Raw genomic sequence first — 22355 nt, 5'->3', positions numbered from 1 at the left:
AGCGTACTATCCCAGCCAAGGGCGAATCAGAGCGAAGAGCGGAACGGCAGCGGTCAGGCTATCGATACGATCGAGAACGCCCCCGTGCCCCGGTAGCAGATGACTGGAATCCTTCAGGCCGCGAAAGCGCTTGAGCATGCTTTCGAGTAGATCCCCGATGACGGAAATGAACGCCACGACCAGCGCCACGGCCAGCAAGGCCAGCGTCTGACGACTGTCGAGCGAGAACCACGCGGCGTAGATGAAGACCAGGATCGCCACGGCTACCCAGCCACCGTAGACGCCTTCCCAGGACTTGCCCGGACTGACGTGCGGCGCCAGCTTGCGGCGGCCGAAGCGCCGACCGGAGAAATACGCACCGATGTCTGCCACCCAGACCAGCAGCAGTACGAACAGCAGCCACTCGCTACCGTCCTGCCGCAACTGGTAGAGCCCGACCCAACAAGGCAACAGCACCCAAGCTCCCATGCCAAGGCGCAGCGCCGGCGGCTGCCACTGTTCGGTCTTTTGGGGATAGCGCGAAACCCACCAGGCGTTGATCGACCAGCCAATGGCGCCGATCCATAGTGGCCAACGATCCAGCATCCAATCCGCCCACCAGGCAATCGATAGCAACAGCCCGAGACCGACGGTGTAGAGCAGTCGCGGCTTGACGTCGTCAAACCCGGCGAGACGCGCCCACTCCCACGCGCCAAGCAGCACCACCAGGGCGGTAAACGTCGCAAAGCCGCCCCCCGACAACCCGAACAGGCCACCGAGTGCCAGAGGCGCCAATACCAGCGCCGTCAATATGCGCTGCTTAAGCACCCTGGGCCTCGATCTGCTGCTGGCTCATGCCGAAACGGCGCTGACGTTGCTGAAAAGTCTCGAGCGCTGCGTCGAACGCCGTGCCGTCGAAGTCTGGCCATAGCTCCGGCGCGAAGACGAACTCCGCGTAGGCAAGCTGCCATAACAGGAAATTAGAGATTCGTTGCTCCCCACTGGTGCGAATGCACAGGTCGATCGGCGGCTCCTGACTCAGGCATATCTCGCGATCCAGCGCCGTCTCATCGATGGCATCGGGACTCATCACACCCTCGGCAACCTTGCGCGCCAGGCGCTGTGCTGCGGAAGCGATGTCCCAACGGCCGCCATAATTGGCAGCCACCACGAGATGCATCCCCGAATTGTCGCGAGTCAGTGCTTCGGCACGACTCATCGACTTCTGCAGAGACGACGAGAAACGCTGACGATCACCAATGATGCTGAGACGGATGTCGTTCTCGTGAAGCTTTTTCACCTCGCGCTTGAGCACCAGCATGAAAAGCTCCATCAGCGCACTGACCTCGGCCGAGGGCCGGCGCCAGTTTTCACTTGAAAAGGCGAAGAGCGTAAGGGTCTCGATACGTTGCTCTGCTGCACGTCGAATGACCGCACGCAGCGATTCGACGCCAGCACGATGTCCTTGCGCGCTGGAAAGTCCTCTGGCGCGCGCCCAGCGATTGTTGCCGTCCATGATGATCGCCACGTGGCGAGGCATCGGCGACATCGCTTGAACGTCACGCGACTGCATGTCTGTCATGATAGCTCGCAAGACAGGTGGGCAGTGGCGCCCGGACCCTATCGAACCCGGGCAGCCCGACCCTCATACCTGCATCAGATCGTGTTCCTTGGTTTCCAGGAGCCGGTCGATGTCGGCGACGTGCTTGTCGGTCAGCTTCTGGATTTCCTCTTCGCCGCGGCGCTCCTCGTCTTCATTGATCTCCTTGTCCTTGAGCAACGATTTGAGGTCGCCATTGGCGTCACGGCGTATGCTGCGGATCGCAACGCGCGCGTTTTCGGCCTCGGCACGCGCCTGCTTGATATAGTTGCGGCGTGTCTCCTCGGTCAACGGCGGCATCGGAACCCGGATCACGTTGCCCGCCGTGGCAGGGTTCAGCCCCAGGTCGGCCATCATGATCGCCTTCTCGACCTTCGGCACCATCGGCCGCTCCCAAGGCGTTACCGCCAAGGTACGAGCATCTTCGATCGTGACGTTGGCGACCTGATTGATCGGCATGTTGCTGCCGTAATACTCGACCATCACAGCGTCGAGAATGCTCGGGTGTGCCCGGCCCGTGCGGATCTTGTGGAAGTTGTTCTGGAGCGCTTCCAGGCTCTTCTTCATGCGCGCGCTAGCGTCTTTCTTGATATCGTCGATCATGTCCTAAACCTCAATCAATCAGCGTGCCTTCTCGCCCACCGACTACCAGATTCAACAGCGCCCCAGGCTTGGTCATGTCGAAGACGCGAACCGGCATGTCATGGTCCCGTACCAGGCAGATGGCGGTCAAATCCATTACGCCAAGCTTCTGGTCCAGCACGTCATCGTAGCTCAAACGCTCGTACTTGACGGCTTCCGGATGCTTGACCGGATCCTTGTCGTAGACACCATCGACCTTGGTTGCCTTGACCACCACATTGGCGTCGATCTCGATGCCTCGCAGGCAGGCGGCAGAGTCGGTCGTAAAGAATGGGTTACCCGTACCGGCAGAGAAGATGACCACGTCGCCGGACGTGAGATAGCGAATCGCGGTACGCCGATCATAGTGCTCGACGACACCACTCATGGGAATCGCCGACATCACCCGCGAACGGATGTTGGAACGCTCCAGCGCATCGCGCATCGCCAGCGCGTTCATCACCGTGGCCAGCATGCCCATATGATCGCCGGTGACCCGCTCCATGCCCGCCGCATGCAGCGCCGCGCCTCGGAACAGGTTGCCGCCGCCGATCACGATCCCGATCTGAACACCGATACCCACCAGTTGACCAATTTCCAGTGCCATGCGATCGAGCACCTTGGGATCGATACCAAAGTCCTGCTCACCGGTCAGCGCCTCACCTGACAACTTCAGCAATATGCGCTTGTACTTCGACTTATCGCCGCGCTCATTGGGCTTATTGGGTCGATCGATGACTTCAGGCATGATGCTCTCTCCTGGTTTGACGAGTCGGGTTCGGCAGGTCATGACAGATGAACTTCTCATCTGCCGGATACGCGATGGCGTGCGCTTTCGCGCACGCCATCGATGGGGCCGGAACCAGGCGATGATACCTGACTCTCAACCCCAGGCATTACAGGAAACTCAGCTGCGACGAGCCTGTTCCATCACTTCCTTGGCGAAGTCGACTTCTTCCTTCTCGATGCCCTCACCGACCTCGAAGCGCGTGAACCCGACGACTTCGCCGCCAGCGGCCTTGGCATATTCCGCGACGGTCTGATTCGGATCCTTGACGAACGGCTGTTCGGTCAGGCTGTTCTCGGCCAGGTACTTCTTGAGGCGACCCTGAACCATCTTCTCGGCGATTTCTGCCGGCTTGCCTGCCATGTCCGGCTGCGCCAGGATGATCGCCTTCTCGCTGTCCAGCTGCGCCTGCGGCATGTCTTCCGGACGCGCGACGACCGGGTTGATCGCGGCCACGTGCATGGACACGTCCTTGGCCACTTCCGGGTTGCCGCCCTTGAGAACGGTCAGAACGCCGATACGGTCGCCATGGACGTAGGCACCGACGACGCCGCCTTCCGGTGCGTCAACGACGACCGCGCGACGCACGGAGATGTTCTCGCCGATCTTCTGCACCAGCTGGTTGCGAGCGTCTTCCAGCTCGCCGTCCATGATCGCAGCGATGTCTTCGGACTTGGTCTCGAAAACCTTGGACAGAACCTTCGAGGCGAAGCCCTTGAAATTGTCATCACGGGAGACGAAGTCGGTCTCCGAATTGACTTCCAGCATCGCGGCGTAGCTGCCGTCTTCGGAAACCTGGGTCAGGATCGCACCTTCAGCGGCGGTACGGCCCGCTTTCTTGGCGGCCTTCAAGCCGGAGTTCTTGCGCAGATCTTCGATCGCACGCTCGATATCGCCGTCGGCTTCGGTCAGTGCTTTCTTGCACTCCATCATGCCGAGACCGGTACGCTCACGCAGTTCCTTGACCAGAGAAGCGCTGATAGCTGCCATGTTCTACCCCTGAGAATCGTGTTTCGTCTGACGAGCGGCGCCAAAGAGCACCGCTCCGGGTGTAAGTGTAAAAAGGGGGCTATAAGCCCCCTTTTATCTGCGCCGAGATCGGCAAACGACTGCCACTCTGCGGGAGCATGCTCAGCGCAGACTCGATGCCGCTTCCCTCTTGCTTACTGGGCGGCGTCGCTCGTCTCACTTGTCTCGCTCACCTCGACGAACTCGTCGGGGCGACCTTCCTTCGCTTTGCCGCAGGCATCGGCGATCGCCTGCACATAGATCTGGATGGCACGGATGGAGTCGTCGTTACCCGGGATGACGTAATCGACGCCGTCCGGATTGGAGTTGGTATCGACCACACCGATCACCGGAATGCCCAGCTTGTTGGCTTCGTTGATCGCGATGCGTTCATGGTCGACGTCGATCACGAACAGCGCATCGGGCAGACCGCCCATGTCCTTGATACCGCCGATGGAGCGCTCGAGCTTGTCCTGCTCGCGAGTCGCCATCAGGACTTCTTTCTTGGTCAGTTTCTCGAACGTGCCGTCTTCGCGCATGGTTTCGAGTTCGCGCAGACGCTTGATCGACTGACGAATGGTCTTGTAGTTGGTCAACATGCCGCCGAGCCAGCGATGGTTGACGAACGGCTGACCCACACGATTGGCTTCTTCCTTGATGATCTTGCTGGCGGAACGCTTGGTGCCGACGAACAGGATCTTGTTGTTGGAAGAGGCCATCTTCTCGACGACGCTCGTCGCTTCCAGCAGCGCCGGCAGCGTGTGCTCGAGGTTGATGATGTGGATCTTGTTACGGGCGCCGAAGATGTACTGACCCATCTTCGGGTTCCAGTAACGGGTCTGGTGACCGAAGTGTGCGCCTGCCTTGAGCAGGTCACGCATATTGACTTGTGCCATGATGACTCCTGAAGAATCGGGTTAGGCCTCCACACACCCCATGGATCCGACCGCTCGGCCAAGCCGTCACGGCACCCGGGACCATGTGTCGGTGCGTGTGTGTTTTTGATGACGCGGCAATCGTTGGAAAGCCCTCGTCGCTACTGCTCGACTACCGTGATGGCAACGATATTATGCATATCGCATGCCAGCTTACCCGCCCCGAAGACGGGTAATTGCAGTCGAGCGCGCGGATTTATACCATAGAACGCACGCAAGATGAAGTCGCCGGTCGTCTAACCCTCTCGCCAGAGGAAGCCACTCATCGACACCCGAAACGACTCGTCAATCCTACCGCCCCATCGAGAGAGCGCATGAACATTCCACGCAAGACCCCCGAAGAAATCGAGAAAATGCGCGAGGCCGGACGCCAAGCCGCCGCTGTATTGGAAATGATCACGCCACATGTGCGGGCAGGCGTCAGCACTGGCGAACTCGACAAACTCTGCGATGACTTCGTGGTCCAGGAACTCGGATCGATCTCCGCCTCGCTCAATTATCACGGCTTCCCCAAGTCTATCTGCACGTCGATCAACCATGTGGTTTGTCACGGCATTCCGGACTTCGACAAGAAGCTCAAGAATGGCGACATCATGAATATCGACGTTACCGTGAAGACACCCGATGGCTATCACGGCGACAGCAGCATGATGTTCGTGATCGGGGATACGATCCAGGGTGAGCGCCTGTGTCGTATCACCCAGGAGAGCCTATATAAAGGTATCGCCGAGGTTCGACCGGGCGTCAAGCTATCGACCATCGCCCGCGTCATCCAGGCACACGCCGAGAAAGCCGGCTACTCGGTGGTGCGCGACTTCTGCGGCCACGGCATCGGCGCCGGTTTCCACGAGGAACCGCAGGTGCTGCACTACGACGGTTATGCTCCGGAGGCCGACGTCGAACTCGCCGAAGGCATGTGCCTGACCATCGAGCCGATGCTCAACGCCGGCGGCTATCGCACCAAGGTATTGAAGGATGGCTGGACAGCCGTGACCAAGGACAAGAGCCTGTCTGCGCAGTGGGAGCACACCCTGCTGGTTACCGCCTCCGGCGTGGAAGTCCTGACGGCCCGTTCCGACGAAGACTTCAGCTTCCTGGCGTCCTGATCGTTCAGCCAACGCCCCGCCACCGGAGACGCATGCCGCATGCTGCTGCATCACTATCGCTTTCCCCCAGACCCGACGCTATTCGATGCAACGGCCTTTCGCGAGGCGCTGGCGCGGGATCGTCAACCGATCCCGCTGTTCAAACAGGCACTCAGGACAATCCGGGAGCGCCTCGACGAGCGCTTCCGCGCCGGTGCCGACGTGCGCGATCTGGTCTACGGTCGCGCCTGGTGCCTGGACCGGTTGCTCGAAATTGCCTGGGAACGATTCGAGTGGCCGGACGATAACGTCGCGCTGCTCGCCGTCGGCGGTTACGGCCGTGGCGAGCTGCACCCCTATTCCGACATCGACCTGCTGCTGCTGCTCGGCACCGACGATGACACGCCGTATCGCGAGTCGCTGACCGGCTTCATTACCTTCCTCTGGGACATCGGCCTCGAGATCGGCCAGAGCGTACGCTCGCTCAACGACTGCGAACGCGAGGCCCGAGGCGACATCACCGTCATCACCAACCTCCTGGAAACCCGGACGCTGGCGGGGCCGGAAAGTCTGCGCGAGGCGATGCGGGAACGGCTATCGACCCGGCACATGTGGTCCTCGGCCGCGTTTTTCGAGGGCAAGTGGCAGGAGCAGATTAGCCGCCACTTCAAGCACAACAACTCCGAGTATCACCTCGAGCCCAACCTCAAGAGCGCGCCAGGCGGGCTGCGCGACATCCAGATGATCGGCTGGGTGGCCAAGCGCCATTTCGGGCCGCTGCGCTACGAGGACGTCGTCGCCCAAGGCTTCATGAACGACGCCGAACTGCGGATTCTGAGTCAGGGCCAGGCCTTTCTGTGGCAGGTGCGCTATGCACTGCACATGATCGCGGAACGCGCCGAAGACCGCCTGCTGTTCGATCATCAGCGTGCCCTGGCCAAGCTGTTCGGCTACACCGACACGCCGCAGCGTCTCGCGGTCGAGCAGTTCATGAAGACCTATTATCGCCACGTCACCGCGCTGGCGGGCCTCAACGACATGCTGCTGCAGCATTTCGACGAGGTGATTCTCCACGCAGGCGAGTCGCTCGAAGTCAAGCCGATCAATGCACGCTTCGAGATTCGAGGCGGCTACATCCAGCTGCGCCATCCCAACGTCTTTCTCCACCGCCCCGGCGCGTTGCTGGAGCTGTTCCTGGTGATGGCCCAGCATCCGGAGATCGAAGGCGTGCGTGCCGACACCATCCGCCAGATTCGCGATCACCGCCACCTGATCGACGACGCCTTTCGCGACGACCTGCGCCACCAGAGCCTGTTCATGGAACTGTTACGCAGCGGCGGCGATGTGCCGACCCAACTGACCCGCATGAACCGTTACGGGGTTCTGGGCAAGTACCTGCCCGAGTTCGGCGAAGCCGTCGGCCTGATGCAGCACGATCTGTTCCACATCTATACCGTCGACGCGCATACATTGCGCCTCCTGAGCTTCCTTCAGCGCTTCCGTGAGGAGCGGGACACCGATGAATACACCGTCGCGATCGACGTGATTCAGAAGCTGCCCAAGCTCGAACTGCTGTGGATCGCCGGCCTCTACCACGATATCGGCAAGGGCCGCGGCGGCGATCACTCGGAGCTCGGCGCGGTCGATGCCGCCGAATTCTGTCGGCGCCACGCGCTGTCGAACTGGGATACACGCCTGGTCGCGTGGCTGGTGGAACATCATCTGCTGATGTCGAAGACCGCACAGAAGCGCGATATCTCCGACCCGGACGTGATCCACGCCTTCGCCCGAACGGTGCGCGACGAAACCCATCTCGACTATCTCTACGCACTGACCGTCGCCGACATCAGCGCCACCAATCCGACGCTGTGGAACGGCTGGCGAGCATCGCTGATGCGCCAGCTCTACACCGAGACCCGTCGCGTGCTGCGCCGCGGGCTCGACAACACCGTCGATCGTCAGGGCTGGGCCAGCGAGACCCGCGAGGAGGCATCGGGCCTGCTGCGGGCCGTCGGTGCCGACATCGCCCGTGTCACCGCGCTCTGGCAAACCTTCGGCGAGGACTACTTTCTGCAGTACACGCCCAGCGAAATCGTCTGGCAGACCCAGGGCATTCTCGCCCATCGTGATGATCATCTGCCGTTGATCCTGGTCAGCGCGCCCAGCGAGGACATGACCGAGGGCGGCACCAAGCTGTTCATCCATACCCGCTCGGCCGATGACCTGTTCGCCGCCACGGCTGCTGCCATCGAGCAACTGGGCCTGTCGATTCACGATGCGCGCATCGCCACGTCCAGCGACGACTGGACGCTCAATACCTTCATCCTGCTGGATGACGACGACGAAGCCATTCGCGACCCGGAACGACTGGAAACGATCCGCCGTCATCTGGTCGAGGAGCTCGACGATCCGGACGACTATCCACAGATCGTCAGTCGCCATACCCCGCGACAGCTGAAGCATTTCCGGGTGCCGATCGAGGTCATCATCGAGCAGGACCCCGCCAACGCCCGTACGTCACTGGAGCTGATCGCCCCGGACCGCCCGGGGCTGCTGGCTCGCGTCGGACGCATCTTCATGGAGCAGGATATCGCCTTGTCGGCGGCCAAGATCGCCACTCTCGGCGAGCGCGTCGAGGACGTCTTCTTCATCACCGACAAGCGCGGGCAGCCGCTGACCGACCCGGAAGCCCAGGCGCGCCTGCGCGAGCGCCTGTACGAAGTGCTAGACGTATGAAGTGCCAGGCGTATGAAGCCCCGAGGCATGGCTCACGGGGCAGCCACCAACACCCTCAGTCGACCGGTGCAGGATCGGCGTTGGCTTTCAGCCACGCCTGCATCTGTTCTATTTCTGCCTGCTGGGCCTCGATGATCTTTTGAACCAGTGCCCGCATCTCCGGGTCATTGCCATACTCCAGCTCGACCTGGGCCATCGCGACCGCCCCCTTGTGATGCGCCAGCATGCCGGTGGCAAAGTCGACATCGGGGTCGCCGGTATTCGCCTGCTCCATGTCATGCTGCATGATCGCCGCCGCCTCGCGATAGGCATTGCCGGCCTCGCTGAGGTCGGCATGGATATCCGAGCCGGAGTGGACCTGGTGGTCCCCACTACCGCCACCGGACTGGGCAAAACCCCCAACGGCGAAAACCAGCGAGCCAGCCGCCACGATACCGGCCATCCAGCGCTTTGAAGTCATCATTCGTTATCTCTCCCCAGGAAAAATGCGACATTAGCACCGAGGTGTAACTCACAGGTCAAGCGCGACCTGACGGTTCCGATTATCTCACCGCCCGGGCCGAGCCAGCCAAGTTTTCCCGATCTGGACCCCGCGGCAAACCGGCGCGGTTTGAGCCGCCGTGCACGGACGCCTATAATCGTCCGCTTCTTCAGAGACGCTCGACGGCCCGCTGCATGACCATCACCGTTTACGGCATCAAGACCTGCGATACCTGCCGCAAGGCCCGGCGCCTGCTCGAGGAACAGGACATCGCCTATCGCTACCACGATCTGCGCGAGGACGGCCTCGAGCCACGGCAACTGGATGCCTTCCTGAGCCTGGCCGACTGGAAAACGCTGCTCAACACCCGGAGCACGACCTGGCGCCAGCTCGATGCCGCGGACAAGCAGCCGCTGGATGCCGAGCGGGCGCGGGAGCTGATGCTCGCCCATCCGACATTGATCAAGCGCCCGGTACTGCAAAGGACGAAGCCCGAAAGCGACGACACGCTGATCGTCGGTTTCGACCCTGTCCGCTATGCAGCGCTGGCTTCCTGAATGGGCCCGGCGCGCCTGATCCACGATCATCTCGACGACACCTTTCGACAACCATCATGAGGAACCTGCGATGCTGAGCTTCGCGCTAGGAATCGGCACCCAGAACAGTCAGGGCGACTGGCTCGAAGTCTACTACCCGGCTCCGTTGCACCAGCCCGACGCCAGGCTCGTCGCCGCTGCACGCCAGGCGCTGGGTGCTGACGAGGTCGAGGAAGTCGTCAGCTTCCTGCCGGAATACGCAGCCCCCCTTGCCAAGGCCCTGCGCGACGCTGGCGCCACCGATCAGGCCGATATCGCCGAGACCTTCGCCGACGCGCAGCGTCCGCTGGTCGCGGTCTTTCTGAGCGAGGATCATGCGCCGACCAGCGTGCCGGAGGTCTATCTCAAGCTGCACTTGCTCTCCCATCGCCTGATCAAGCCACACGGCACCCAGCTCGACGGCATGTTCGGCCTGCTCAAGAACATCGCCTGGACCAACGAAGGCGCCATCGATGTCGAAGAGTTGTCGGCACGTCGTCTCAAGGCCCGTCTCGCGGGACGTGCGCTCTCCGTGGACTGCGTCGACAAGTTCCCCAAGATGACCGATTACGTCGTGCCCAAGGGTATCCGGATCGGCGACACCGCCCGCGTGCGTCTCGGCGCCCACCTGGGCGAAGGCACCACGGTCATGCACGAAGGCTTCTGCAACTTCAATGCCGGCACCGAAGGTCCGGGCATGGTAGAAGGCCGAATCTCCGCCGGCGTCTTCGTCGGCAAGGGCTCGGATCTGGGCGCCGGCTGCTCGACCATGGGCACGCTCTCGGGCGGCGGCAACGTGGTGATCAAGATCGGCGAGAACTGCCTGATCGGCGCCAACGCCGGCCTCGGCATTCCCCTCGGCGATCGCTGCACCGTCGAAGCGGGCCTCTATGTCACCGCCGGCTCCAAGGTGACCGTGCTCGACGACAAGGGCGAGGCCGTCAAGACCGTCGCCGCCCGCGAACTCGCAGGCCAGGACGACCTTCTGTTCATTCGCCACTCGGTGACCGGGCGACTGGAGTGCCGCACCAACAAGAGTGCCGTGGCGCTCAACGAATCCCTGCACGCTCACAATTGATCCGGACCGACCGGCCGCCTGCCCTGGAGAACTGCATGCCTGACGCGTCACAGACGACCGCGCCTTCCGACACGCTGGCCCTGGCCCTGGAACTGCTCAGGCGGCCTTCGGTGACGCCGGACGACCATGGTTGCCAGGCATTGATGATCGAGCGGCTGGAGCGGATCGGTTTCCAGGTCGAGCGCATGTCGATCGGCGGCATCGACAACTTCTGGGCCACTCGGGGCCAGCACGGGCCGATGCTGGCCTTTGCCGGCCATACCGATGTCGTGCCCAGCGGCCCGGAGAGCGAATGGAAACATTCGCCCTTCGAGCCGCTGATCGATGAGACGGGCTTTCTCTGCGGCCGGGGGGCCGCCGACATGAAGGGCAGCCTGGCGTCGATGGTAACGGCAGTCGAGCGCTTCGTCGCCGCGTATCCGGATCACCACGGCAGGATCGGTTTCCTGATCACCGCCGACGAAGAGGGGCCAGCGGTCCACGGCACTCGCGCGGTCGTCGAACGGCTGCGCGAGCGCAATGAAGCGCTGGACTACTGCATTGTCGGCGAGCCCTCCTCCACCAGCCATCTCGGCGACGTGATCAAGAACGGGCGCCGCGGCTCGCTAGGCGGCGTGCTTCGCGTGCGCGGCATTCAGGGTCATGTGGCCTATCCGCACCTGGCCCGCAACCCGATCCATCAGGCGCTGCCGGCCCTGTCCGAGCTGGTGAACGAGTCCTGGGATGCCGGTAACGATTTCTTCCCGGCGACCAGCTTCCAGATCTCCAACCTGCATGCGGGAACCGGCGCCACCAATGTCGTTCCCGGCGAACTGGAAGTGACGTTCAACTTCCGCTATTCCAGCGAAGTGACGCATCTTCAGCTACGCGAACGGGTCGAGCGGAAGCTCTCCGCTCACGGACTCGACTACCAGATCGACTGGACGCTCAACGGCGAACCGTTCCTGACCGCAGCCGGCGAGTTGCTCGAGGCAACACAGCAGGCCTGCGAGAGCGTCACCGGACACCGGCCGACGCTCTCGACTTCGGGCGGCACGTCGGACGGTCGCTTCATTGCTACACTGGGCACACAGGTGATCGAGCTGGGCCCCGTCAATGCCACTATCCACCAGGTCAACGAACGCATCCGTGCCGACGACCTCGATACCCTGAGCCGCATCTACGAAGCGACACTCGAGCGGCTGTTCACCAGAGGAACCCATGGAGCGTTTTCCTGACATCGAAATCTATCTCGCCGTCGCTGATGTCGACGCCATCACCCGATGGCTCAGGGGCGCCCTGGGCGATGAGGAGATGACACTGGGCCGCGCCGGCAAGGGAATCTGGCGTGGCAGAGCATCGGGTGCCGAAGGCGGAATCGGCATCATGCTCGTCGAGCGAGCCGCTGACGGCTACGCCAGCCTGTGGTTCGACTGCGATGCCACTCCTTGGCCCAGGGATGCCGACTGCGCGCGTGACGCCGCTCGCGAACTGGGCTGCGAGGCACGCTGTTCTCTCGGCGGCTGGCAACCCGGCGACGATCCTGATCGCTTCTGGCAAGTCCTGCCGGATGGCAGCGAGAACATCATGGAGTGGCCGGACTCGGGCCGTTAATTACGCCCTGGCCGCCGAAACGCGGCCCATCTGACAGGAAGTCAATCGAATGGCGGAATCCAAAGCAGTCATCTATGCCGCCATGGGCGGCAACCTGCTCATCGCGGTGACCAAATTCGTGGCGGCCACCATTACCGGCAGCTCGGCGATGCTATCCGAAGGCATCCATTCGGTGGTGGATACCGGCAACCAGATTCTGCTGCTGCTGGGCATGAAGCGCGCCAAACGGCCCCCGAGCCCCCAGTTCCCCTTCGGCCACGGCAAGGAAATCTACTTCTGGAGTTTCGTGGTCGCACTGCTGATCTTTGCGATCGGCTCCGGTGTCTCCCTGTACGAAGGGGTGATACATATCCTGCACCCCGAACCGATCGAGTCGCCGCTGGTCAACTATGTCGTGCTGGGCCTGGGCATTCTGTTCGAAGGTGCCTCCTGGGCCTTCGCGCTCAACGAGTTTCGCAAGACCAAGGGCAAATGGGGCTATGTGGAGGCCGTGCATCGCGGCAAGGATCCGTCGATGTTCGTGGTGATCTTCGAGGATTCGGCGGCGCTTCTGGGGCTGATGGTAGCCCTGGCCGGCGTGGCGCTGTCGCAGTGGACCGGCATTCTGCTGTTCGATGGCATCGCTTCGGTCATCATCGGTCTGCTGCTGGGCGGCACCGCGATCTGGCTGGCCAAGGAAACCAAGAGCCTGCTGATCGGCGAAAGCGCCAACCAGAATGTAGTCGAAAACATCCGGCAGCTGGCGGGGAGCGCCGATGGCGTCGAGGGCGTCAATGAAGTGCTGACCATGCACATGGGACCCAATTTCATTCTGGTCAATCTCAGCGTCCGCTTCGCTCGCGGCGCTACCGCAGAGCAGATCGAGCGAACCATCGCCAGGCTCGACCGGGAGATCAAACAGGCTCACGACAGCGTCAAGCGCGTGTTCGTCGAGGCCGAGGCCCGCGCCGGGGTCGACGAGATACCACCGGAATCCCACGCCGCCAGTTGAATCAGTGGCGAAAAAATACCCCTCGGAGGGCTTGCCTGCGAGGGGTATCGATCGTTCAGCTGTCGGCTCAGGTGATGACGGTCACGTCATCCGCCTGCAGCCCACGATCATTCTCGATCACGTGATAACGCACTTTCTGACCCTCGGCCAAGGTTCGATGCCCCTTGCCGCGAATCGCGCGAAAATGCACGAAGACATCCTCGCCATCGGCTCGGGTAATGAAACCGTAGCCTTTATTGACGTTGAACCATTTGACCTCGCCCAGCTCACGATCGTCGTTTTCGACATCGGCGAGCATGGCGGCGGTGGCCGTCTTCGGGGTCGCCGGCGCCAACAGCGCCATGGCCAGGGTGCCCAGCCACAGCACGATGAAGACGGCGATCACCGTGGCAGCGTACATGGCCGAGACGCCTTCCACGTTCAAGAACCAGGTCAGGTCGGTGGCCAATACGCTACTGATCAGCGTGATCAAGAGACCAATCAGTAATGGCGAGGGTATCGAGAGGAGTAGACTGATCAGCGTACAACGCAGAATTACCTTGCTATTCATGGATTCTCATATCTCTAGACGTCGGAACAAGGAAAACGCCCTGCTCTTGAATTCGGGCAGGGGCGGTTTTCTTACCTGATATCATTAACTTACTTTTATTAACCAACCTATTGTCACTAAAGGTGCCGTGAATGAAAGATGACACACAGCCTCGGAAGTCTAACACGGTAGAGCCGCCCTCGCGCACGTCCCTGGAAGCCCGGCTCGATGCCCTGGAGAGCCGTGTGGCGTTCCAGGACGATTGGCTGGAGACACTCGACAGGTTGGTCAGAGAGCAGGCAAGCGAGCTGGAAAAACTCACCCGTCTCAATCAGTTGATGCGTGAACGACTCAGCGAACAGCGCCAGGCAATCGACGACCTGGGCGGGGATACGCCACGGCCTGAAGACGAGCTGCCACCCCATTACTAAAGCCACGAGCCACGAGCCACGAGCCACGAAAATCAGGATGCAGCAGCTCCTAAACGCAAAAATGCCAGCGACGATATCGTCCGTCGCTGGCATGTTTCGTTCGAAGATTTTGACCTTTCTTTCAGCCTATCTCTCTCAGGCACGCACTGCCGCTCTTCAAACTCCGAGCGCAGCCCGGCTTACAAATCGTCCAGGAACCGCTCCGCATCGAGCGCCGCCATGCAGCCGCTGCCCGCGGAAGTGATGGCCTGACGATAGACGTGATCCATGACATCACCCGCCGCGAATACGCCGGGGACGCTCGTCGCCGTGGCGTTACCTTCCAGCCCGGACTGAACGCGGATGTATCCGTTGGCCATATCGAGCTGGCCTTCGAAGATACCGGTATTCGGCGTATGGCCAATGGCGATGAACACACCCATGGCATCGAGCTGCCTGGTTTCGCCGCTCAGCGTGGAACGCAACCGGACACCGGTAACGCCGCTGCCGTCGCCCAGCACCTCGTCAAGGGTGTGATTCCACTCGATTGCCATGTTGCCGCTCTCGACCTTTTCGTGCAGACGATCCTGCAGGATCTTCTCGCCACGAAGGCTATCGCGCCGATGAACCAGCGTAACTTTCGAGGCGATATTGGAGAGATAGAGCGCTTCCTCCATCGCCGTATTGCCGCCGCCAACCACGACGACATGCTGGTTGCGGTAGAAGAAGCCATCGCAGGTAGCACAGGCGGAAACGCCCTGCCCCATGAACTGCTGCTCCGAAGGCAGCCCCAGATATCGGGCGCTGGCACCGGTGGCGATAATCAGCGCATCGCAGGTGTAGGTGCCGTTGTCCCCCTTGAGCGTGAACGGCTTCTCGCGCAGTTCGACCTCATTGATATGATCGAACAGCACTTCGGTCTGGAAACGCTCCGCATGCTTGCGCATGCGTTCCATCAGCTCGGGACCCTGGACACCTTCCTCGTCGCCCGGCCAGTTGTCGACGTCGGTGGTCGTGGTCAACTGCCCGCCGGCCTGCATGCCCGTGATCAGCAACGGCTTGAGATTCGCCCGCGCGGCGTAGACGGCGGCCGTGTAACCGGCTGGCCCGGAGCCCAGGATAATCAAACGTTCGTGGCGCGCGTCGCTCATGACTACCTCGATTCAATCAACGATTTGGTTGGCGTATATCGATACTCAACGTCCTGTGGCATGACTCCGCTATCGAGTCACGCCCGCAGCCGGGTCATGCCACAGGACACTGCAATCGGCGAAATGATACCAGAAACGACAAAGGCGGCCCGACGGGCCGCCTTCGATGATCACGCCGCTTACAGGTTGCCGGCGTGAGTGCCCAGGTACTTGGCCACGCCTTCGGCGGTGTCCTTCATACCTTCCTGGCCTTCTTCCCAGCCTGCCGGGCAGACTTCGCCGTGAGTCTGGTGATACTTGAGCGCCTTGACCATGCGCAGCATCTCGTCGACGTTGCGACCCAGCGGCAGGTTGTTGACGGTCTGATGCTGGACGACACCATCTTCGTCGATAAGGAAAGAGGCGCGCAGCGCGACACCAGCTTCCGGGTGCTCGATGCCGTACGCCTGGCAGATCTCGTGCTTGACGTCGGCCACGACCGGGAAGCCGACTTCACCAATGCCGCCAGCGTCCGGAGACGTCTTGCGCCATGCGTGGTGCGTGTACTGCGAATCGATGGAGGCACCGATCACTTCGACGCCAAGTTCCTTGAACTTCGCCAGACGGTTGTCGTGGGCGATGATCTCGGACGGGCAGACGAAGGTGAAGTCCAGCGGCCAGAAGAACAGCACGCGCAGCTTGCCGTTGCTGTCGGACAGGCGGAAATCGTCCTTGATGGAACCGTCAGGCATCACGGCTGCCGTTTCGAAATCCGGGGCTTGGCGTCCTACGAGTACGCTCATGAGCTTCTCCTGAAGTGGGTTGTCGTGGGTTACGAATCTGGAACGACTAGACTAATGGCTAATCGCCCATACTCCAATTTAATTGCCGTAATAGATCGCATAGCAATTAGCTATCAGGTCTTTACAGTATCTCTATCGAGGCCGCTCACACCACATCGTCGTCACTGGCCAGGGTGACGGTGGCCAACTCGCCTTCGTGCGTCGTTTCCACCACGACGTGAATCGGCTGGCAGCAGACGGCGCAATCTTCCCAAGTGTCGTAACCGCCCTCGCTCACATCCAGCAGTAGCGAAAAAGGCGCATCGCAATACGGGCAGTGAACCGGCCAGTCGATGACTCTCTCCTGCGACATGAGCAACCTCCCGAAACACAATGGGTAGCGTCTACAGGCTGCCAGACAGGTAGCGCTGCAGAGTCTGTCGCCACGGACTACGCTGAAACTGGTGGCAACGGCAGCCACTTTCAAGGCCGTACCGGACGATAGTCGCGAAGCCTCCGATTGAAAATGCGTGTTATCGTGCCCATGATTATTGTCGACAACCCGATTCGCCCGGCAAAGTCTGCGCAATGGCGCTTGCCGGGTCGCCGAATGACACCGTGCGATTTCGTTCGACATGGCGAAGCGGATTGGCAGTAACCGAGACAAGAGCGGTGTAAAGACACCCCATCGACAGGCGAGCGACGGTCAGAAAGCAGAAAGGCTGACGTATCGCCGTTAAGGAACCGGACAGGCTCGCTGGTGCCGAGTATCGGGCCCAGCCGCCGCCACGAGGAGGACCACCCTGATGTCTACAGACCCGAGTCATACGCTGGCGACGCTCGACGTCAAAGGCACGACCTTTCACTATTACAGCCTGCCCAAGGCGGCCGAGACGCTCGGTAACATCGACAAGCTGCCGATGACGCTCAAGGTGCTGCTGGAAAACCAGTTGCGCTATGCCGACGACCCCACCGTGGCGAAGGAAGACATCCAGGCGTTGGCCGACTGGCTCAAGGAAGGCAGGTCGACTCGCGAGATCGGCTATCGCCCGGCGCGCGTATTGATGCAGGACTTCACCGGCGTCCCCGGCGTGGTCGATCTGGCCGCCATGCGTGACGCGGTCAAGAAGCTCGGCGCCAAGGCCGACCGCATCAACCCGCTCTCGCCGGTCGACCTGGTCATCGACCACTCGGTGATGGTCGACCACTTCGGCGACGCCTCCGCGTTCAAGGACAACGTCGCCATCGAAATGGAGCGCAACCGCGAGCGCTACGAATTCCTGCGCTGGGGCCAGAACGCCTTCGATAACTTCCGCGTCGTGCCGCCGGGCACCGGCATCTGCCACCAGGTCAACCTGGAATATCTCGGCAAGACGGTGTGGACCAAGGAAGTCGACGGCAAGACCTACGCCTTCCCGGACACACTGGTCGGCACCGACTCCCACACCACCATGATCAACGGCCTGGGCATTCTCGGCTGGGGCGTTGGTGGCATCGAAGCCGAAGCGGCAATGCTCGGCCAGCCCGTCTCGATGCTGATCCCGGAAGTGATCGGCTTCAAGCTGACCGGCAAGCTCAACGAAGGCATCACCGCCACCGACCTGGTGCTGACCGTCACCCAGATGCTGCGCAAGAAAGGCGTCGTGGGTAAATTCGTCGAATTCTACGGCGATGGCCTCGACGACCTGCCACTGGCGGACCGCGCCACCATCGCCAACATGGCGCCTGAATACGGTGCGACCTGCGGCTTCTTCCCGGTCGACGACGAGACGCTCAACTACCTGCGTCTGACCGGCCGCGACGAAGACCAGATCGAACTGGTCAAGGCTTACACCCAGGCCCAGGGCCTGTGGCGCCAGCCGGGCGCCGAGCCGACTTTCACCGATGCGCTCCATCTCGACATGGGCGAGGTCGAAGCCTCTCTGGCCGGCCCCAAGCGCCCGCAGGATCGCGTCGCCCTCACCGACCTGAAAGCCACGTTCGAAAGCTTGATGAACGGCGACAAGCCGGACGCTTCCAGGGAAGAGCAAGGCAAGTGGATGTCCGAAGGCGGCGATACCGCAATAGGTGCCCCGCCTGCCGACGGCGAAGCCTACCGGACCGGCCATGACTATCGCACCGGCGACAGCCAGGATGTGGAGTACGAGGGCGAGACGTTCTCCCTCAACCATGGTGCCGTGGTGATCGCCGCCATCACCTCCTGCACCAACACCTCCAACCCCAGCGTGATGATGGCCGCGGGGCTGCTGGCACGGAAGGCTCATGAGAAAGGGCTGACGACCAAGCCGTGGGTCAAGACCTCGCTCGCCCCCGGTTCCAAGGTGGTGACCGACTACCTGGCCGCCGGCGGCGTTCAGGACGATCTCGACGCGCTGGGCTTCAACCTGGTCGGCTACGGTTGCACGACCTGTATCGGCAACTCCGGCCCGCTGCCCGAGCCGATCGAGAAGGCCGTCAATGCCGGCGATCTTACCGTCGCCTCGGTGCTCTCCGGCAACCGCAACTTCGAAGGTCGCGTCCATCCGCTGGTGAAGACCAACTGGCTCGCATCGCCGCCCCTGGTGGTCGCCTATGCGCTGGCCGGCAACGTGCGCAAGGATCTCACCAAGGAACCGCTGGGCAAGGACCCGCAGGGTAACGATGTCTATCTGAAGGATGTCTGGCCCTCCCAGGCCGAGATCGCCGAGGCGGTCGAGAAGGTCAAGACCGAGATGTATCGCAAGGAGTACGCCGAAGTCTTCGACGGCGACGAGATCTGGCAGTCGATCGAGTTCCCCGAGAGCGAAGTCTACGCCTGGTCCAAGGACTCCACCTATATCCAGCACCCGCCGTTCTTCGAGGGCATGGAGAAGGAGCCGAAGCCGGTCGAAGACGTCAAGAACGCCCGCGTTCTGGCCAAGCTTGGCGACTCCGTCACCACCGACCATATCTCGCCGGCGGGTTCGATCAAGCCGGACAGTCCCGCAGGCAAGTATCTGCAGGAGCACGGCGTGGCGGTGAAGGATTTCAACTCCTATGGCTCCCGTCGCGGCAACCACGAAGTGATGATGCGTGGCACCTTCGCCAACGTGCGGATCCGCAACGAGATGCTGGAAAACGTCGAGGGCGGCTACACGCGCCACGTGCCCAGCGGCGAGCAGATGTCGATCTACGACGCGGCGATGAAGTACGCCGAGGACGATACGCCGCTGGTGGTGATCGCCGGCAAGGAGTACGGCACCGGCTCCTCACGTGACTGGGCGGCCAAGGGTACGCGTCTGCTTGGCGTGCGCGCCGTCATTACCGAGTCCTACGAACGTATCCACCGCTCCAACCTGATCGGCATGGGCGTGCTACCGCTGCAGTTCCCCGAAGGCGAGAGCCGCGAGACGCTGGGCCTGACCGGCGACGAAACCATCTCCATCGAGGGCCTGAAGGATCTCGCCCCAGGCGGCAACGTCAAGGTGACCATCGCGTCCGATAAGGGCGAGAAGAAAATCGACGCGCTCTGCCGCATCGATACCGCCAACGAGCTGGAGTACTACCGCCACGGCGGCATCCTCCACTACGTGCTGCGCAGCATGCTGTAAACCCGCCTTACGCGGTCAAGAAAGTCGCGAACGAAGCCCCACCGATCGGTGGGGCTTTTTCGTGGATTCTGTGCCAAACGGACGAGGCGACTCATTTCATCTCCTCGTATTTACCACTGACCTGGCACCAACCTCCCGTCTGCTCATGGTCGTGAGGGGCAAGCCCCTCACGCTCCCCTTCTTGACGCCGCGCAATAGCGAAACCCTGAACGCAGTCACATCGAATTCGGGTCGGCGCAAAAGGGCATCCTGCCCAACGCGCCTCTTGCGACATCCATGTCGCAAGACCCGATTCATCGCTCCCGCGTTCAGCGCTATTGCGGAGGCGTCGAAGGCTGCCACCTCTCGAGCGTGGAGAGAAATATCCATCAACGAACAAGCCCCGCGATTGGCGGGGCTTGCTCTTGGCTCTTGGCTCTTGGCTCTTGGCTCTTGGCTCTTGGCTCTTGGCTCTTGGCTCTTGGCTCTTGGCTCTTGGCTCGTAGCTCGTAGCTCGTAGCTCGTAGCTCGTAGCTCACGCGATCAGATCGAGCGACGACGATACTGGCGATAGCGCGGGTACCAGAAGTGGCCATGAATCGCGTCCCACAGGACTTCGTCGCTGGAAGAAAGCGCGACGCCATCCGCCTGGGCCTGCTTGCCGACGGCGAAGGCGATCGCCTGGCTGATCTCGCGGATATCGCCCAGCGCCGGCAGCAGTGCGCCTTCGCCGGTCTTGACGATCGGCGCGCTATCGGCGAGCGCATTGGATGCCGCCATCAGCATATTGTCGGTGACGCGTGTCGCATTGGCAGCAATCACGCCGAGGCCGATGCCCGGGAAGATATAGGAGTTGTTGCACTGGGCGATGGGGATCGTGCGACCGTTGATCTCCACCGGCGGGAACGGACTGCCCGTCGCTACCATCGCCTGGCCGTCGGTCCATTCCAGCACGTCCTGCGGGACCGCCTCGACCTTGGAGGTGGGGTTGGAGAGCGGCATGACCAGAGGATTCTCGCAGTTGGTGTTGAGGGTCTTGATCACCTCTTCGGTGAACAGCCCGCGCTGGCCGGAGACGCCGATCAGGATCGTCGGCTTGACGTTGCGAATCACGTCGATCAACTGACGCGCAACGCCATCGAAGCCCAGCTCGGCAGGATCATGTGCCAGACGCTGCTGGAAACTGTGCAGCCCTGCCATGTCGGTGGTCAGCAGGCCGTCCTTGTCGACCATGAAGATCCGCTTGCGCGCTTCGGCTTCCGAGAGCCCTTCGCGGGTCATCGCGACCACGATCTGCTCGGCGATCCCGCAGCCGGCGGAGCCCGCGCCGGCAAAGGTGATCGTCTGCTCGCTGAGCTTGGCGTTCCTGGCCTTGCACGACGCCAGCAGCGTCGCCACGCAGACCGAGGCGGTGCCCTGGATATCATCGTTGAAGCAGCACAGCTCGTCGCGATAACGCTCCAGCAACGGCATGGCATTGGTCAGCGCGAAGTCCTCGAACTGCAGCAGCACGTTCGGCCAGCGGCGCTTGAGCGCCTCCATGAACAGCGTGATGAACTCCGCATATTCGTCCGGCGATACACGCTTGTGGCGCCAGCCCATGTACATCGGGTCATCGAGCAGCTTCTGATTGTTGGTCCCCACATCCAGCGTAATCGGCAGCGTATAGGCCGGGCTGATACCGCCACAGGCGGTGTAGAGCGACAGCTTGCCGATCGGAATGCCCATGCCGCCGATGCCCTGGTCGCCCAGGCCGAGGATGCGCTCGCCATCGGTCACGACGATCACCCGCACCTTGTCCTTTGTCGCGCTACGCAGGATGTCGTCCATGCGATGACGATCGGGATAGGAGATGAACAGGCCACGGTGGTTGCGATAGATGTTGGAAAACTCCTCGCACGCCTCCCCCACCGTCGGGGTGTAGATGATCGGCAGCATCTCTTCGAGATGTTCTTCCAGCAGGCGGAAGAACAGCGTCTCGTTGTCGTCCTGAATCGCCCGCAGATAGATGTGCTTGTCGAGGTTGTTCTGACATAGCGTGTACTGATGGTAGGCGCGCTCGAGCTGCTCTTCGATGCTCTCGACGTTCTGCGGCAACAGCCCCACCAGGTTGAACTCGATACGTTCTTCGTTGGTGAAGGCACTGCCCTTGTTGAGCAGCGGCGTTTCCAGCAGCGAAGGTCCAGCGTAAGGGATGTAAAGCGGGCGCTTGGCGTGATCGGACATGAATCGACTCTCGCGGTAACCAACGAATGAAACGCGCCTGTCGGACGGGCGAGCTCACCGGTCGTTGGTGCAGGCCCGATGGCGCATTGTCGTTATCGCCCATACGGCTGCCACGCAACCGTATGAACGCCGAGCCAGCTCGCGGCTGGTCAAGGGTCGACCAGTATGCCATCTGCCGCCGCCGATGGCATGTCCGCCAGGGAACCCCTGACCAAAAGACTACCCGCCAATGAAAAAGCCCCGCGCTGGCGGGGCTTTCGT

21 protein-coding genes are annotated in these 22355 nt (G+C 61.7%); 9 read left to right on the top strand and 12 right to left on the bottom strand.

Annotated elements, in window-relative coordinates:
- Positions 1–6 precede the first annotated feature (6 nt).
- The 6 genes from ACWHY3_RS03605 to rpsB form a co-directional block, all read right to left on the bottom strand.
- Positions 7–807 (bottom strand): phosphatidate cytidylyltransferase, encoded by an 801-nt coding sequence (locus ACWHY3_RS03605; protein WP_332778791.1) that lies wholly within the window; start codon positions 805–807, stop codon positions 7–9.
- Entirely contained in the window at positions 800–1561 is a 762-nt protein-coding gene (uppS, locus tag ACWHY3_RS03600; RefSeq protein WP_448127571.1) for a polyprenyl diphosphate synthase, read from the bottom strand. Before uppS ends, ACWHY3_RS03605 begins: the two co-directional genes overlap by 8 nt.
- Positions 1562–1624: 63 nt before the next feature.
- Positions 1625–2182: a ribosome recycling factor gene (frr, locus tag ACWHY3_RS03595; RefSeq protein WP_087717638.1), complete on the bottom strand. Its 558-nt coding sequence runs from the start codon at positions 2180–2182 to the stop codon at positions 1625–1627.
- Between the two features lie 10 nt (positions 2183–2192).
- Positions 2193–2948, bottom strand: a complete 756-nt coding sequence (gene pyrH, locus ACWHY3_RS03590; protein WP_087717637.1) for a UMP kinase — start codon at positions 2946–2948, stop codon at positions 2193–2195.
- A 159-nt stretch (positions 2949–3107) separates the two neighbouring features.
- The gene (tsf, locus tag ACWHY3_RS03585) at positions 3108–3977 is read right to left on the bottom strand and encodes a translation elongation factor Ts (protein WP_332778794.1); all 870 of its coding nucleotides are present in this window, start codon (positions 3975–3977) and stop codon (positions 3108–3110) included.
- 173 nt (positions 3978–4150) lie between these two features.
- Complete coding sequence (gene rpsB / locus ACWHY3_RS03580; RefSeq protein ID WP_071231810.1) at positions 4151–4891, bottom strand: 30S ribosomal protein S2; 741 nt, start codon at positions 4889–4891, stop codon at positions 4151–4153.
- A gap of 353 nt (positions 4892–5244) precedes the next feature.
- Here rpsB and map point away from each other — a divergent pair, with 353 nt between their 5' ends.
- Together map and ACWHY3_RS03570 are read left to right on the top strand one after the other, a co-directional pair.
- Positions 5245–6036, top strand: coding sequence for a type I methionyl aminopeptidase (map, locus tag ACWHY3_RS03575; protein WP_087717635.1), 792 nt, complete (start codon positions 5245–5247; stop codon positions 6034–6036).
- A 39-nt stretch (positions 6037–6075) separates the two neighbouring features.
- On the top strand, positions 6076–8751 hold the full coding sequence (locus ACWHY3_RS03570; protein WP_448127570.1) for a [protein-PII] uridylyltransferase: 2676 nt from the start codon (positions 6076–6078) through the stop codon (positions 8749–8751).
- Between the two features lie 55 nt (positions 8752–8806).
- Here the strand turns inward: ACWHY3_RS03570 and copM are convergent, their stop codons facing one another.
- Positions 8807–9214: a CopM family metallochaperone gene (gene copM, locus ACWHY3_RS03565; protein WP_448127569.1), complete on the bottom strand. Its 408-nt coding sequence runs from the start codon at positions 9212–9214 to the stop codon at positions 8807–8809.
- Positions 9215–9426: 212 nt separating this feature from the next.
- On the opposite strand from copM, the gene ACWHY3_RS03560 reads away from it, so the two are divergent.
- The 5 genes from ACWHY3_RS03560 (at position 9427) to ACWHY3_RS03540 (ending at position 13469) form a co-directional block, all read left to right on the top strand.
- Entirely contained in the window at positions 9427–9789 is a 363-nt protein-coding gene (locus ACWHY3_RS03560) for an ArsC family reductase (protein ID WP_087717632.1), read from the top strand.
- A gap of 70 nt (positions 9790–9859) precedes the next feature.
- Positions 9860–10885 (top strand): 2,3,4,5-tetrahydropyridine-2,6-dicarboxylate N-succinyltransferase, encoded by a 1026-nt coding sequence (gene dapD, locus ACWHY3_RS03555; RefSeq protein WP_303853175.1) that lies wholly within the window; start codon positions 9860–9862, stop codon positions 10883–10885.
- 35 nt (positions 10886–10920) lie between these two features.
- Positions 10921–12102: a succinyl-diaminopimelate desuccinylase gene (gene dapE / locus ACWHY3_RS03550; RefSeq protein WP_448127568.1), complete on the top strand. Its 1182-nt coding sequence runs from the start codon at positions 10921–10923 to the stop codon at positions 12100–12102.
- On the top strand, positions 12086–12478 hold the full coding sequence (locus tag ACWHY3_RS03545) for a hypothetical protein (RefSeq protein ID WP_087717629.1): 393 nt from the start codon (positions 12086–12088) through the stop codon (positions 12476–12478). Before dapE ends, ACWHY3_RS03545 begins: the two co-directional genes overlap by 17 nt.
- A gap of 49 nt (positions 12479–12527) precedes the next feature.
- Positions 12528–13469, top strand: coding sequence for a cation diffusion facilitator family transporter (locus ACWHY3_RS03540; protein ID WP_087717628.1), 942 nt, complete (start codon positions 12528–12530; stop codon positions 13467–13469).
- Between the two features lie 67 nt (positions 13470–13536).
- Here ACWHY3_RS03540 and ACWHY3_RS03535 read toward each other — a convergent pair whose 3' ends face one another.
- A complete protein-coding gene (locus tag ACWHY3_RS03535) occupies positions 13537–14019 on the bottom strand; it encodes a cold-shock protein (protein ID WP_087717627.1) in 483 nt (160 codons plus the stop codon).
- Between the two features lie 131 nt (positions 14020–14150).
- On the opposite strand from ACWHY3_RS03535, the gene ACWHY3_RS03530 reads away from it, so the two are divergent.
- Positions 14151–14429: a SlyX family protein gene (locus ACWHY3_RS03530; protein WP_303853181.1), complete on the top strand. Its 279-nt coding sequence runs from the start codon at positions 14151–14153 to the stop codon at positions 14427–14429.
- A 179-nt stretch (positions 14430–14608) separates the two neighbouring features.
- Here ACWHY3_RS03530 and trxB read toward each other — a convergent pair whose 3' ends face one another.
- The 3 genes from trxB to ACWHY3_RS03515 form a co-directional block, all read right to left on the bottom strand.
- Complete coding sequence (gene trxB, locus ACWHY3_RS03525; protein ID WP_087717625.1) at positions 14609–15559, bottom strand: thioredoxin-disulfide reductase; 951 nt, start codon at positions 15557–15559, stop codon at positions 14609–14611.
- 179 nt (positions 15560–15738) lie between these two features.
- Positions 15739–16341, bottom strand: coding sequence for a peroxiredoxin (locus tag ACWHY3_RS03520; RefSeq protein ID WP_087717624.1), 603 nt, complete (start codon positions 16339–16341; stop codon positions 15739–15741).
- 145 nt (positions 16342–16486) lie between these two features.
- On the bottom strand, positions 16487–16693 hold the full coding sequence (locus ACWHY3_RS03515) for a CPXCG motif-containing cysteine-rich protein (protein WP_087717623.1): 207 nt from the start codon (positions 16691–16693) through the stop codon (positions 16487–16489).
- Between the two features lie 433 nt (positions 16694–17126).
- Between ACWHY3_RS03515 and acnA the strand changes: the two genes are divergently transcribed.
- Positions 17127–19889 carry an aconitate hydratase AcnA gene (gene acnA / locus ACWHY3_RS03510; protein WP_448127567.1) on the top strand — a complete coding sequence of 921 codons (2763 nt, stop codon included), beginning with the start codon at positions 17127–17129 and terminating at the stop codon, positions 19887–19889.
- A gap of 522 nt (positions 19890–20411) precedes the next feature.
- On the opposite strand, the gene ACWHY3_RS03505 is transcribed toward acnA, so the two are convergent.
- Complete coding sequence (locus ACWHY3_RS03505; RefSeq protein ID WP_087717621.1) at positions 20412–22094, bottom strand: NAD-dependent malic enzyme; 1683 nt, start codon at positions 22092–22094, stop codon at positions 20412–20414.
- Positions 22095–22355 lie beyond the last annotated feature (261 nt).

The sequence above is a fragment of the Salinicola sp. NYA28a genome, assembly GCF_976982775.1.
Note: the sequence above shows the minus strand (reverse complement) of the source record. Positions and strands in the feature narration are given on the sequence as shown.